Here is a 14,829-nt window from a genome sequence, read left to right on the forward strand (position 1 = left end):
GATTAGTTTAACTTTTCTTTTTCCTGGTAAAAAGTTTCTCTATAGCCCCGGGTTTTTTAAGCGAAGCCGGCGGCCCGTCTGAAGGTACGGGGCTGAAGCCTATTGAGCTAACATCCAACTCCATTGAGCTTGTATATGAATTGCAATTCCCGTTTGATATGGTTAATGAAACTTCAACTGTTGAAGCGCGCACATTCACCACTGATGTATCGTATGATATTCTAACAACTCCGTCGGTAGCCACAGCGCCTTTGACGGCATTTGCAGAAACCTTCCAATCATAGGTAAACCTGTTATCCCTGACGTTAGGAGTAAATGTTGCACTTACAATACCTTTAGTAACAGCAGCTTTCGTAGTTACCTCTGCACCCTTAACCCTATTGCCAGACCAATCATTGATAAACGTGAACCTGCTATCAGGAACGGGAAGTACAGTTACCACAAATGGATCGGAACTTATATTATTTACGGTATAAATTATCCTATATGTTCCGGCTTTTGCCAAGGCCGGGATAAAGGTTTGTTTGACGGGATCAAGACCTGGCACGGTATTAAAAGTTCCCCCAGGGATGGATACTGTAATAGGCGCAGGATTGGTATCATTATCACAGAAAGTATTACCCATTGTAATAACCGGTGCCGGAGGTGGCGGTGGTGTCATTTCGGCCGAACTGCGTTCTATTGGCGAACCAATGTAAGGAACATAGAAATCAGCAATAATAATTTTATTGTTGATGTTATAGTTTGGTTCTGGTACCGGGGTATCTCTCCCTGCCAAAATATCTATTAACCTCATTTTTTCAGTATCAGATACCCCTTTACTTTCGGTCACCATTTTCCTGACCATATTTAACGTGTTTTCGTCAAGATTAGAGGATAAAACGGCCTTTTGTCCTTCTGTTGGCGCAGCTGCCATGCCTGCAACCCGCGACGCTGTATCACTGGCTTTAAAGATTGAGGTATTGGTGCTTTTTAAGCCGATGGCGTTAAAATTGGGGATATAGTTTTTATAAACTAATACTAATGTACCGCCTTTGGGTACACCGGCTTTATGTTCAAGCCCTGGGTTATTTTTATAATAATTTGAAAATTTATGTTTATCGGCGTAGCGGGAGTATCTATTGTCAGCTTCGTGGGTTAATTCCCATAACCGATCATCAAGATCAATATTAATCAGTGTTTCAAACGCTACAATTAAAACATCCAATTCATAATTCTCAATTAATGATATCATGGAGGCATCCCTAGGGACTTGCGTTTTTGCCACGGGGCCTTTTAAGGTAGCGATAACGTTATTAATGGAGTCGTAATAGTTATTAAATATAACATTTTGACCTCTTACGTCGATGTTCAGAATAGAGTCGGTATTGCGTAAATACACCATCAACTCTTCGATAGCATCAATAAAATTAAAAAAATAGAAATAAAGCTCGTCTATACTACCCGGTTGATGACTGATTATCGGATTAGTGAATACCCCGGTGCTGCTTAATGCATCGAGGTAAGCGCTACCTATTGTGTTAGGTTGTGGTGGACAATAGATGCGCATAAAATCACCTTTACTATAATTGTTGTAATTGGTATTCGATGAGCTTACCGGTTCAGTACCACGGATAACGGTTGTTTTAAACTCCGAAAATCTTTTAATTGGGTTATCTGTTTCTACAGAAAACCTGCCAGGTATATTAGTTCCCGTAACGATTTTAAGAACATAGGGCAAACCCGCAACAAAAGCAAATGGATCTAATATCTTATTTTGAGCTTCAGCTAATATTAATTTGTAATCAAGTTCTAAGTCCTGAGTTTCAGCATCGGGCAATGTCATATTCGAAAAATCAAACTGCTCATCTGCAATTGCTATTACATCAAATGGCAAATTATAGGTTAAGCGCTGAATTAAGATATTGGATAAAACATCTTGATAATTTTGACCTATATGACCTTCAACCCTAAAAAAGTTATACTTTTCTATATCATACAAAAGTGGTTGTGTTACTGCGGTGCTATTGTTATATAAACCCGAATTGTAACCCAGATTTAGCGTGGCATTCCCACTATTGGTTTTGGCATAGTTCCATGATTTATATAATTCGGCGCCGCTTTCATTTACTGTGTAATAGTATGGGATAGCCCGTTCTGAAAGCGGGAAATGCGTATACTGGCTCGGGGTGATCTTTATAGTAAATTTGTCTGACTGGGTTGTGTCTGGAATGGTAAAATCTTTAATCAGCAGTACCATCCGGCTAAACAGCAGGAGTACTTCGGCTGATTCAATACCCATTTTTGAGAATAGCGGTGAATAAATAAAGTAGTTACGATAACTGTCTTTTACATAATCATTAGTTGCCAAAGATGCATCACCTAAAATAAGATGTAAGGGAAATAGATTCTCATCTGGGCACCCAGTGGTGATGATATGAGATACTTTAGCAGAAAACTCGTTATATGCTTTGATCAGATCATCTATAAAATCATAAAAATATTCAATTGATAATGGGTTTTGTTTTAAGAGTAGATCAAGGTAATTTTTCAACACCGCCAGCATATCAGAAAAGGGGTTCGATGTAATGTTTAAAATCGGCCCGTACTGCTGATAGCAGGAATTATAAGCATCTGTTAGCTGACTTAATGTAGCATCATCAACCAAATTAACAAAGGCATTCAATATATCATCGGCAGTTTCCAGATCAGTGTAGGGTACATTAAACCTTTTAAGCTGTATTGGAGAGCCTAAACTCAATTGAAAGGGTTTAAACGGAATATTTAGCCCTGAGGATATTTTAGTTACGGTGCGTATCCTATCAACACCGCTGATTGTATTAGCATTATTATTATACAGGTCATTTTTTGCAACAAGTAAGGGCCTTACCTGTAAAACCATTTTTTCACCTTTGTTATTGCAATCTTGTGTGTCGCAATTCTTCAGGTCGGTTTCCCGTATTTCTAAAAACAAGGCAACTACGTAGTCGCTTAAAAAGTTGGCCGCTGCAGATGAAAGTGTTTGCGCATTTACCTTTTGTGCTGTTTCCAGCGCATTGAACTGATCATCAGTAAGTAATAACCAAATATTTTTATTGGTGCAAAAAGGTTTGTAAAATGGAAGATCGCCATTATTATAAACAAAGGGCAGATCAACGGGAACATCAACAGCTGTATACGGCATATAATAGGTATACTGATTGGTATCCTGCGTAATCAAATACCCTTGCGATGTGACTCCGCAACCTTTGTTAATTTGAATGATACCTGGATTGAGCACTATATCCAGTCCGCAAACAATACCAATACCTATCAGTTTGTTACGTGTCCAGCGATTTTGCTGATCGAGGTAGTTAAAAGTTTCATTGAGGTGATCGTTAGTAAGTACCTGATCTGGTTCAAACACGATGTATTCTATTGGATTTGCCATATATCAATTTTTTAAAGATCCTAAAGTGGTTTTGCCCAGCATTACCGGGTTGGTGTCCTTACTTTCAGCACAATCATGCAAAGTGGCTACCGGGTATTCGCTATGTAAATTAAACAGCAGTTGTATCAGGGTATCATTGGCTTGCTGCAGATCATCTATTTTGGTGTTATCAGATGAATAGTTTGCTAAAGCCGTTATCCATGCTTTATAAGCATTTTCAAAATCATAAATCGACTGGTCATTTATCCAGCAGATTTTCACCATAGTGTGCGCGGGTGTTTCTTGCCGTATAATATCTTCAAAATAATTTCGGAAGGCTAAATTCCGGAAGTGCAGGGGCCAGTAAGGTAGCACTACAGACATTTTGAATGAATAAGGGTCTTGTTCGCCGCAAAAATCACAGTTCTGATCCAGGCATACCGGTGCAAAGTTGAATTGGTTATTCCGTGGTCTTAAAAGTAAATGCTCAATCAAATGAAGCCCGTCGGCATCACATTCCTTATTAAACTCTGTTACAAATTGCGCCATAGCTACATTTGCATCTGCAAGGGATGTAAAATCATTACTTATAGCAAGGTTATTATTCTCATTATCGACAACGTAAATATTCCAGTTGCTGCTGGTTTGTTTAATGGCATAGTGTTCATCAGTTAAAACAAGATCCATAAATGCGGGTAAAGCGTTATTCAGTTTATCCTGTGTATTGTAAATGGCTACTGATGTTAACACTCCCCCGTTTTGGTTGCTGAATGAAAACTGATATTTAGCTGGTGTATCACTCGTAGTCACAATAGTGACGTTGCCAATACAGTACAAGAACCGGCGATAAAAATTATTGATACCGCCCAGGTGGCATAACTTTTTTTCCAATCCTGACACATTATCTGTATCCCATAATTTACTGGTATCAATAGAAAAGTCGGGTTGAGGCGGAAAGTAGTTTTGCGGAAAGTAATTAAATGCCCTCCCCCTTTGATAGCCTATAACCGGATAATCCTTCAAAAAGGAGATCTTGCTATCGATCATATCAGCAGGTGTTAAATTGGATTCCTGTTGGGTTGCATAATCAAGCGAATAATTCAGCAAAACATAATCATTGAATGATTCGCCAAAACGGCTCATCAGGTGATCGAGGAAACGGTTGCGGCGGTCTGTGAAAACTTCATTTGATTCATATAAGTTTTGCCAGTTGTTTGCCGGAACAACGGTTGAATCCTGGTTTTGCATCACCAGTTGTTTAATAGTATGGGCTGCCCCATCTTGTTTATATATCGGTTGAATATTCTTAATATCCCCCAGGAACTGTGCATAATAAGTTTGCACGATATTGTCAGTTGAAAACAATTCTTTTGCACCGTTCAGCTGTGAAAGGAAATCAGCTAATAATTGATCAAATAATAATAGGTAAGCCTGTAACTGTTTGGCTTGCCCCTTTCTTTGATCACTTTCATTTGCTGAAAGCCCTGCCGAACCTACACCATAGGTTTGAGGTAAAAGGTATTCAACAGAAGTGTAATTGCTCAATGGGTAGTAGCTACCGGAGGGAATAGCAAGGTCGTCGGTATGACCAGAAAGTTTATTACGGGCTTTTACAGCACGCAGCCATTTGAGGGTGTCGCGCACCTCGATTAGAGATGGTAAATAAGGGAATTGATTTTTATAGAAAAGGAGTTTTGATTTTGTTTCTGAAAATACAGGTTTACAACCTGTTGTAATGGGCATACACCAGTTTTTTCCAGTTAAACCAGTAACAGGTTTATCATCAGCTCCATATTTGGTCATCATAAAGTTTCGGGCAGCCAGCACGCCATCGATATCCATGATCATACTGATGATATCCGAGGCATATACTTCCTGACGTAATTGAGTCTGCTCCAGTTCGGTTGTATCAATAAATCCATGTTGCAGTGTGGGGCCTTCAAATATGGCATCTGTTGTATAGCCTTTATCCTGTAATTCGCTCAACAGGTAAAAGTTCACCGATGGGTTAAGATATTCTTCAATAACATAAAATACCTGCGCCTGTATCTGTTCCATATCTGCAGATGGCGAAACTTCAATGTCGCAGCAAATGGCTACTTCTTCATCTTTGATAGTATTAACACTTACAAAATCCTCGCATAGATTCCTGTTTTCATTTAAGGTACGGATAGCCGATTGAACAATCCTTTTTGCCTGTTGAATTTTCAGCAGATACAGGTTAAGTACCTGCACGGTAAAATCGGCACTAAAGAAAGCCTGAATATCGCTCAATTGTACCAATTGGCCCGACGGTTGCAGGTCTACATCGACTATGCCTGCTATTACAGCCGAAGAATTTGAACCCCCAGAAGTGTAATTGAAATCAATTTGAATAGTAATATTACTTCCAGTTGTAAAACTGGCAATAGCACCAGAAACAGATGCAGGATCAATGCTTAATAATGAAGCTACACCCGGATCATCCCATACAGGAAAAATGAGGGTAAGACTAACATCTCCACCTTTGAATTTGCCGCTAGCCGGATTTAAAACCTGCAACTCACCATTATTCATATCGCCGAATTGCTGATCTGAATCCAGATCAAGTAATACTCTGTATAAACCTGACAGATAGACCGGGTGTGGTGTTTGATCGTATGATAAGGCGTCCTTTTTACAATCTGCATAAAGCGCTATTTCCCCGGCTGGAACGTTGTGGTCGTTATTGATATAGTAGTCGTCATACAAAAACCAGGCATTATGCACACCTACTATATCGATCAATAACTTGCGATAATCATTAACCGTGAGCGGCGATTGAGTCAGTATATTTTTGGCGGTATATAAAGTTTGTGAAGATGCTATTTGACCATCTGCTCCGGTAAGCAGATCTTCCATGGGCATCCCAGTTCTGTAGCCTAACTCGGTTATAGCATAACAGAGGGCTTCCAAAATAGTAATACCCGGATCATGCTCGTTATAGTCTGTCCAGATTTTACCGCTAAGCTTTTCAATATAATACAAGCCGGCCCCTCTGAGAAAAGCATAATTTTGATCGTTGGTTAAACCCGGATTTTTGCTGATTACTTTTTGCTTATCCATTACAATCACAGTTAGCTGGTGAATTAATTAAGTGTTTTACTTTAGTTTCTTCATTATAGTAGGATACCAAAATGGATCTGGCTGTACTTGCTACCGCCTCATCTATATCATATTGAGCCTGTATGACTACCTGACCCTGGCGAAGTATAATATGGTTCATCTTTAAACAGGTAATAAAGTCTACATAAGGTCTTTCTTCAATAAAGTTAAGTACTACCGATTTTTCAATACTATTACCGAATTGAATTGCCTGTGGGTTGCCAAAAGCCCATGGAGTTAAAAATTGCTCAATTTCATCGTTTAACTGGTTTGAGAAATAGACGGGATCGATATTTTCGCGGAACGTAACACTAAATTCAAACTGTACTTCTTCAAACAAGGGGTTACTGAGGTGTAGTTTTACAAATGGCGAAGTCAACGTTACAATGTATTTCTCTATTTCAGTCAGCAAGCCTATGCTGGTATATGGCCTGAGTGGATTAGCATTATTGAGGTGTGTAAGATCCGGAATGGTTATTATCGTTACGTGCCCTGCCAGCATCTCGCTATATTTTTGCTGATTGGTGTTCTCATCAGGCAGAAAACCGGTATGATCAATACATTTTACCTTGAAAACCTGTGGAAAATACTGTAGTATCAAACGTTCATAATCCCAGGTGGTAATAGCTCTGTTTTTATGGCGCAGGCGTTCACTAACCCTTTGATAAAACTGATCATCAGTTTCCTGCACACGACCGCCAAATGAAGTATATGGTTGTTGTGTTTTCTTTAATGCAGCGTCTGCAATGGCTGGTTTACTAATTATGTTAGGCGACAGTATCTGGGTAAATACGATGTTATTGGCAATATCCTGCACAAACTGCGCCTTCGCGGCATTTGCATCAACAGCGATTAAATTACATACAGCGTCTGTATCGTGTTGCACACCTGCTTTTATCCAGATCAATCCATCATCTGCGCGGCTATTAGCGAGCGTAGCATCCGCAGGAATACTAAATATCACTAAACCCGAGCTGGTTAAATTGTTGGTTTGATCGGTAACTGACTGTTTGTTAAATGACAGCCAGTTGTTGTTGCTTAAATAATACCAATTAACCTGGGTCATGTTTTTTAGTGGATTGGCACTGCCATCCGAGACTTGAAACAGGACTGAGAATGTTTCGTCGGCTTGGGCATTAGTCAGACCTATCCATAATTCGCCACCATCATCTGTGGGTATTCCATCCTCAATATTAAAAACCGGCAATAATGTAATTGCATCAGCAGTAATCGCGGGGTGCATCTCACGGAAACCGAATGGTTCCAGATGATAAAAGAAATTGCTACGATCAATAAAATCCGTATTACTGAAAACAACACTATCCTCAGCCGTATATTTTACGTTTATTGATTTTAAAACCGGATGGTTTGGTATTGGTGCGGCGGCGGTATCAACGGTATAACCAACAATTTTATTGGGGTCTGTAGTATCATAAACAACCTTAACCGATGGTTGTGGTATGTTTTTTTGAAACGTATTTAGGCTATAATCATTACCATTGAGCTCCAGTTTTATATAACCATCAACGGAGGTTATACTATAGTCCTCGTTAAGTGTAAAATCTTCAGGCGATTGTACCACGCGTTCTAAGCCGGTAATATCAACCTCTTTCGGCCCTGCTGCAACGTAAATATATGTTGGGTCAGCTATTATTATGTTAGGTATTTCGTTTTTAACAACCTTGTTTGGATCAAAGGATAAACCGTTGTTTATTATGTCTTTAACATTAAAGGGTTGATCCTTTTGAGCCAAATTGCTCATATTCATGAATAGAGCATTATTAGTTTCAAATTCTAAACCTTTATTTATTACCGAAGTAATATCGGCGGTTAAATTATTACGTAAATTGAGGTCATTAAATATTTGAGGATTGAGTATTCTTCGTTCCAAGTCGGTAATAACAATGCTTGATGCATATAAACTCGTTGCATTTGCAATGGCCGTCCAACCGCCTTTAGCTAAAGAAGATATGTTTACTGTTGTTTTGGATAATGGAACCTCTTGCCACTCGAAATCTATGGTTAATTTAGTCAATTGTTTTTGAAATATCTCCTTACTGCCAATGATAAATGAGGCGCCATTTTCTGGGAAATCACCAAATGGTTTAAATGGTTTTGCCGGGTTTATTTTGCCATCATCGTTTTGAAGTATTAAATTCTTAATGGCATCAACGGTTACAGATACTGTTACCGCATTTATCCGGGGTATTTTTATTTTTTGATAGGAGGCATAGCTGTTAAGCAACACCTGCACCATTGGAAGCATAACATCGAAATTTCCACCATGTATTTTTGGCGAATATGGAACTATAGAAGGCGCATCACCCTCCAAAACTACGGTTAATGAAAAGGTGGTATTATTAATAACGGAAGCTGTGTACGCGGGGGCTGTATACCAGCTCTTTTTTCCCGTTAGCTGTATGCTGAATATTCCGGAGAGATCGGTATAACTGATACCAGCTAAACTGTCGCAAGTAAAGGTTAATGTTATAATTCGGTTACCTTCATTTAAATATAATACGTTTGCTGCTACCGAAAAGCCTATGGATGCCTGTTGAATGTTCTTAGGGTTGCCAAACGGAAACCATGAATTATCTGCGCTTAGTAATTTACCTCCCTGTCCGTCTTCTGAATTAGCTATAGATGAAGCATACAGCGTTGCGGGAGTATTATCTTTGTTTAAATAAATAGATTTTAGTGCCTGTACACTAGCTGTTTGAATCACAAGATCATCTGTGAGCGAGTAGAATAAATCCTTATTATTGGCATCTTTGCCAGCCTTAAATGAAGTGCCTTTAGGTAATAAGTGCTGATCTATATTTTTTTGCAGCTCAAAAACCAGGTGCACAAAATCGGCTTCGGCCACATTATTACTCAGTTGTAAAACCTGTTTATAATAAAAGTCAAGGTGCTTTTTGGTATACTGGTTCAAATGTTGCTGGGCAAAGCCAAATAACTTTATGAAAACCAGGTAAAGTGCATAATGAGGTGCGTGGGTTGGATAATTGTCTAATGCTTCGGATAGATAAGCCGGTGTACGGCTTACTATGTTTACAACTCCCGAAATAAATGACTGCAGGGCTCCTGTAAATAAGTTATGTGTAAGGATATGGTCAATATCTTTGTGTAAGGTGCCTGTTAGTGTTATCGGGAATGCGTTAACGGGAGGATTAACTGTAAAAATATTATCCAATTGTTTCTGGGAAGAAATAACAAAAACGCCCGCCAACGGATCAAAAGTGAAATTTTGTGAAAAAACAATATCATCAACCGGGGTTGAAGCATCTGTGTATGTTGAAGCAGGATCAATAAGGGAGCCAGCTACAAATGTTTCATAATATTGATACAGGATGCTTAACGGCGCTGCTATTTTTGAAACAATGGAAACTGATAAAAAGGTTTTATAACTCAGGTCATCAGCTAATTGTTTATAAGCATCATCAAGCGCGGCGGTTATGGAGAAAATAAAATCAAAAAGAATCTTAAAGTTATTCTTCGCATCGGTATCATTAGGGGCATTAACTATGGTGTCATTTAAGTATTTGATAAATGATGCATAATCATTTATTCTCCAGTCGGCAATTGCTGCAATTACCACGGCAATATCTTTGCCCATGAGCTGTTGCCAATCGCCATTGATGGTATTGGTATTATCGTAATAGTTTAACCAGGCACTATACTTTTTTGTAAGCAAAATGAGGTCTGCATCTGTACGCTCATCAACAAGCGCACATTTAGCCAAAAGGGCATCCAACGCACGCTGCGCCTGGCTGGTGCCGTTATAGGATAAGAGTTTGGTATCGAAACAATTATTTGCCATTAGTGTATTTCTGTTCCTTCTTTTTTATAGTAAGGATATACAAAATTGAACCTTGAATTTGTGGTGCGAACGGTGTAGTTCAGTATAATCAGAATAACCCCTTCTGTTTCGCGGCTGTCATCTACCTGTATCGAACTCAGATCAATCCGGGGCTCATAATAAAGTATGGCTGTTTTGATCATTTCGCGGATATAGGTTTTAAAGGTGGTGGTCATGGGCTCAAATAACATCTCATCCAAATTGCATCCATAATCAGGTACCATTACCCGTTCGCCCTTGCGTGTTGCCAGTAATATTTGCAGACTGAATTGTATATCAGCCTCATCGCTGGTCATGATCACCGAGTTTGCGGTGGAATCAAATGTTGGCGGAAAACTCCACCCTGTTCCTAAAAATGAATCTGCCATGTTAACCTCCTATAATTACTGTTGGACATCCTATTATAATTGAACCACCATGCGCCGTTGGGTCGCCCATACGAGCCGCTGGTTTACCCCCTATCAATACTGTCGCAGAGCCATTTGCTATTACATCTGGCGGACCTGCACAGGTGCACATATCACCTACACATGCCGCCGGTAACCCGCCTATTAATACGGTAGGGCTTCCAGGTGGCAGTATCGGCCCCCCCACATGAGGCACTGGCCCTGTAAACATAGGGCAAACGTGCATATCTGAAATTCTTGCTGCGAGTGGCATAACTTGTTTATTGGTTTATTGACTTCATCCAACCCTCTCCAAAGGAGAGGGCTTTAAATATCTTTTTAAAGTCTCCCCTATCGGGGGAGATTTAGAGGGGGTTCACCCCTAACTAATTAATCATAACTATACCGCCTTTTATGGTGGCAGTACCAGAACCTTCCACCTTTACAGATGGAGCCGATATGGCAGCACTACCGCTGTCAGCTTTTATAGATGAACCACCAGCGCTTACCGAAAAACTCGAAGACGGACTAAGCGAAATGTTTACAGCTTCGATGGTAAGATCACCGGTTGCTTTAAGCTTAATATCAGCTCCACTTTGAAGGCTTATGGCCGATGAATCCATAGTTACCTTGTTGTTATTCTCATCCTCCAACTGTATATAGCCTTCCTTCTCACTGATGGTTACCTTTTTACCAGCCGGTGTTTCAATTTTTAACGACTTTTCATCATCGTTAAAGATCATTTTCATGCCACTGCGGGAGGTATATCCTTTTTCATCGTTTTTATTAGCCGCTTTTAATGGAGCAGGTTTAGTACTACTGTTCAGCATACCTAATACTACCGGGTGCCTGGGGTCGTTATTTAAAAAACCAACAACTACCTCATCGCCAATTTCCGGACGGAAAAAAGTCCCCCGGTTATTACCAGCATCCAAACAGGCTATACGTGTCCATATACCATCTTCAGCCGGATCAATGATGGGTAACCTTACACGGATCCGGTCTTGCGTATCCGGATCATTTTCCAGATCGGTCACAATCCCTATCTGTAAGCCTTGTATGGCGGGTAGCATATCTACGGCCGGTGCAGAATTTACATCCGGTTGGCGGGTAAATAGCTCATTTGATAAACCAAATTGTACATCAGTAGTCCAACTTCCATTTACTATTTCATGACGCACACCCGATACAAATACTTTCCCATTAAAGCGATCACCCACGCCACCTATATTGATTAAATCGCCAGGATTTAACTGACCACCATATCCACGAAACCGAACCCGCCCACGGCAGCGCGACATGCGCGCTTTTTGAAGACGTCCATCAGCCAAACTCTGTAATTCATCACTTGTAAGATCTTCACCAGAGTACAAATCATACTCTGATACACTTAACACCGCCCCCAGATCGCTGCTTGAAATATTACCATTCTCTTCAAAACCAGGTTCGGCAGCACTTGCGGTGGCTATTTCCTGGGTAGTATAATCCCATGTTTTGGCGGTAAGGCTTTGATATTGATTACGCGCATCCAGGTCGGCATCAAACTCCAGCATAGTAGCCCCAAATAAAGCGTCAAGTACGGTTGTGGAGCTGAAGTCAGGTTTCTTTGCGGTTATTTTACCGTTATCAACTATACAAAGCTTTCCGTTAGCTTCCATGCGTGATACCATAAAATCCCAGTCGGTACTGTCATACTGAACAATGGCTTTTAGTGTAGTGCTGGTATCTTCTATGTCAGTACTTAATCCGTAATTACCTATGATCCCCGTAATAGCGTCACTGTCTTTAGTATCATAAAAATATTTATTCTTACGAGCTACAGTCATTTTTATAGCTTTATCACGACAATCCAGGATCAACATGGGCGAGCCGTTCCCTCTTATTTTTAAGCTATGTTTTAAAATAATGCCGTTAAAAAGAGTTGCTTCGTCTGCATGATAACCAACGGCTATTTCAATTTCTGCGCCCGGAACTAACGTAGGTTGGTTACTTAGTGCAAAATCCTGTGCTGATGCATCTCCATCGTATATCAACAGTTTAGCTACCGGGATACGGTTGATCTCTTTGCTAAAATTCATGGAAGCCACCTGATAGGATGCGCCTAATACTGTCCCGTTTACCTTGATAGTGAAGGTAACCAGATCGGTATTTTGTGTTCCTGGTAATGTTTGGCTTAGTGACATGGCTTATTTTGCAATTGGTGGAAAAATGATCTTGGTTCCGGCTGTTAATTTTTTAAAATCGGTTAGTCCGTTGTATTGTGCTACCTGGTAGTAAAACTTACTGTCTCCATACTCTTTATAGCACATTAAAGGAAGTGTATCACCCTTAATCACCGTTCGAATATGTGTCAGATCCGGAGACTGTCGATTTTCAATGGCTGCCAGTTTGGTTTCGTCAATTACTCCCTGAAAAGTACAATCAGCTTCTGCTCTTAATGGTGTTCCATCTGGATTGAACAGTTTAAAAGTTAAGGTCATGCGGGTCATCTGACAATTGTAAAGCAGTGGTCCCCATTGCAGTTGAACATAGCGTGGCTGGTGTGTGGTACCGTCGTAGTCATAAACCACGCTTTTAAACTTTTCAAAGTCCTGAACCACATCCGGTTTATCTGCCGGCAATCCCTGTACAGCTAAGCCTGATAACAATCCGCCACCTCCCCTTTTTATCACGCCCGTACCATCAAACAAGAACTTGAAGGTGAGCGATTGTGCTGATCTTTTACTAAAAGAAGTAATACTTTCACTGGAGCCCTGGGCACTTTTTTGATTTACCTCGGTTCCATAAGTCAATGCATATGATTCTGGATTGATCAATACATCGTAATCCAATCCGTCGGCTTTCGTGTTAAAACTGATATCCGTATAGGCAACCAGCTTCATCTTTTTTAATTCACCCAGGCTCATTAGCGGTCTGTTTTTTCTTTTAAAATTTCCAATACCTGTTCAACACATTTGGCAATAATATCTTCCCCACCAGTAGCAGCAGGTGATGACGACGGTGTACTAGCACCTGTATTCCCACCTTCGGTTATTATTGTGGTAATTTGCAATTCACGTATTTCAACTGGCATTGGTTTACTATTAAATGGTTTGTTAAAACATATTGATCATCCTACAGAAATACTTGCACTTGCACTGGCTCCTCCAAATAGATCGGCCACGGCCCCTACTGCAGCGCCAACCGCTGCTGATAGATTGAGTGTCTTATAATATTCATAACGAAGTGTCATCGATTCAATAACTATCGAGTTTGTTTCTGCATTAAATGAAGAAAGACTGTATTTGATTGGTATGGCATTAGTAATGTACCATGACGATACCGGTAAATGATCTTCGTTTAAAAGCGATATCAGCATATTGGTAGGCTGATAATTGAAATTCTCGATAGAATCAAGACACCACGCCGTTACACCTGATACCAGTGTCATCCCCCGTTTTAAAACAAGGTCTGAATACGTGTTACGCCCGGGTAACCGGTGAACAAAGCGGTTCTCGCCACCTTCCTTATAAGTATCCAGACCCACGTCGACAGTTAAACCTGTTACCTCCTGAAAACGGAAGTCATTGGGCACCTGTGGAAATATTTCAAATACTACCAGGAAATGGAAGCCGGTAAAAGGATAATCAAACATGGCTATTCGTTTTGCATTGTTAGGCCTTCGTGTGCCAGTTCAAGTGTTTCAATAGCAACCTCATTACCATCGGCTTTTAAGTCGGTGGATGTAACTTTGGTTGGCCAGGCATTTTTTACTTTCCATACCACTACAGGTGCCAATGTTTCATCAAGCAAACTAATGGTGATATCGCGGCGCTCAACAGTATTCATATTGATAGAGTTATGCCAGTTATAAAACTCATTGTCTGATTTAAACACGCCACGTTTAAGTGTTATATTGCTGAATTTGCGTTGTCCCGGCATCTTTATTTTATGATACTCCGGGCTTGCGCCGTCGCGGTATTCAATTATATCGTTTGTTATATCAAGTCCGCTTACGTCAGTGAAGCCGATGCGTGTGCCGCCCCAGTCAACACTAAAATGGAATTTCGGAAGTGGGTAATTAGCCATAATAT

10 protein-coding genes are annotated in these 14,829 nt (G+C 40.2%); all 10 read right to left on the reverse strand.

Annotated features, from left to right (window positions below; translation table 11 throughout):
• Positions 1–7: 7 nt before the first annotated feature.
• Positions 8–3,409: a hypothetical protein gene (locus tag BW976_RS10040; protein WP_076373013.1), complete on the reverse strand. Its 3,402-nt coding sequence runs from the start codon at positions 3,407–3,409 to the stop codon at positions 8–10.
• A 3-nt stretch (positions 3,410–3,412) separates the two neighbouring features.
• Positions 3,413–6,472, reverse strand: a complete 3,060-nt coding sequence (locus tag BW976_RS10045) for a hypothetical protein (RefSeq protein ID WP_076373015.1) — start codon at positions 6,470–6,472, stop codon at positions 3,413–3,415.
• Positions 6,465–10,331, reverse strand: a complete 3,867-nt coding sequence (locus BW976_RS10050) for a hypothetical protein (RefSeq protein WP_076373017.1) — start codon at positions 10,329–10,331, stop codon at positions 6,465–6,467. Before BW976_RS10050 ends, BW976_RS10045 begins: the two co-directional genes overlap by 8 nt.
• Positions 10,331–10,738 (reverse strand): GPW/gp25 family protein, encoded by a 408-nt coding sequence (locus BW976_RS10055; protein ID WP_076373019.1) that lies wholly within the window; start codon positions 10,736–10,738, stop codon positions 10,331–10,333. Before BW976_RS10055 ends, BW976_RS10050 begins: the two co-directional genes overlap by 1 nt.
• A gap of 1 nt (position 10,739) precedes the next feature.
• Positions 10,740–11,030, reverse strand: coding sequence for a PAAR domain-containing protein (locus BW976_RS10060; RefSeq protein WP_076373021.1), 291 nt, complete (start codon positions 11,028–11,030; stop codon positions 10,740–10,742).
• 112 nt (positions 11,031–11,142) lie between these two features.
• Positions 11,143–12,939: a type VI secretion system tip protein VgrG gene (gene vgrG / locus BW976_RS10065; RefSeq protein WP_076373023.1), complete on the reverse strand. Its 1,797-nt coding sequence runs from the start codon at positions 12,937–12,939 to the stop codon at positions 11,143–11,145.
• 3 nt (positions 12,940–12,942) lie between these two features.
• Positions 12,943–13,662, reverse strand: coding sequence for a CIS tube protein (locus tag BW976_RS10070; protein WP_076373025.1), 720 nt, complete (start codon positions 13,660–13,662; stop codon positions 12,943–12,945).
• Positions 13,662–13,829: a DUF5908 family protein gene (locus tag BW976_RS29325; RefSeq protein ID WP_175614089.1), complete on the reverse strand. Its 168-nt coding sequence runs from the start codon at positions 13,827–13,829 to the stop codon at positions 13,662–13,664. Before BW976_RS29325 ends, BW976_RS10070 begins: the two co-directional genes overlap by 1 nt.
• A gap of 36 nt (positions 13,830–13,865) precedes the next feature.
• Positions 13,866–14,390, reverse strand: coding sequence for a phage tail protein (locus BW976_RS10075; RefSeq protein ID WP_076373027.1), 525 nt, complete (start codon positions 14,388–14,390; stop codon positions 13,866–13,868).
• Between the two features lie 2 nt (positions 14,391–14,392).
• Entirely contained in the window at positions 14,393–14,824 is a 432-nt protein-coding gene (locus BW976_RS10080) for a phage tail protein (RefSeq protein WP_076373029.1), read from the reverse strand.
• Positions 14,825–14,829: the final 5 nt, after the last annotated feature.

Source organism: Mucilaginibacter lappiensis, assembly GCF_900155965.1.
Classification (GTDB): Bacteria; Bacteroidota; Bacteroidia; order Sphingobacteriales; family Sphingobacteriaceae; genus Mucilaginibacter; species Mucilaginibacter lappiensis.

Bases quoted from the DNA above. Each gene is read 5' to 3' on its own strand.
- BW976_RS10075 (WP_076373027.1), bottom strand. From the start codon at position 14,390: ATGTTTGATTATCCTTTTACCGGCTTCCATTTCCTGGTAGTATTTGAA.
- BW976_RS29325 (WP_175614089.1), bottom strand. From the start codon at position 13,829: ATGCCAGTTGAAATACGTGAATTGCAAATTACCACAATAATAACCGAA.
- BW976_RS10060 (WP_076373021.1), bottom strand. From the start codon at position 11,030: ATGCCACTCGCAGCAAGAATTTCAGATATGCACGTTTGCCCTATGTTT.
- BW976_RS10080 (WP_076373029.1), bottom strand. From the start codon at position 14,824: ATGGCTAATTACCCACTTCCGAAATTCCATTTTAGTGTTGACTGGGGC.
- BW976_RS10050 (WP_076373017.1), bottom strand. From the start codon at position 10,331: ATGGCAAATAATTGTTTCGATACCAAACTCTTATCCTATAACGGCACC.
- BW976_RS10070 (WP_076373025.1), bottom strand. From the start codon at position 13,662: ATGAGCCTGGGTGAATTAAAAAAGATGAAGCTGGTTGCCTATACGGAT.
- BW976_RS10045 (WP_076373015.1), bottom strand. From the start codon at position 6,472: ATGGATAAGCAAAAAGTAATCAGCAAAAATCCGGGTTTAACCAACGAT.
- vgrG (WP_076373023.1), bottom strand. From the start codon at position 12,939: ATGTCACTAAGCCAAACATTACCAGGAACACAAAATACCGATCTGGTT.
- BW976_RS10040 (WP_076373013.1), bottom strand. From the start codon at position 3,409: ATGGCAAATCCAATAGAATACATCGTGTTTGAACCAGATCAGGTACTT.
- BW976_RS10055 (WP_076373019.1), bottom strand. From the start codon at position 10,738: ATGGCAGATTCATTTTTAGGAACAGGGTGGAGTTTTCCGCCAACATTT.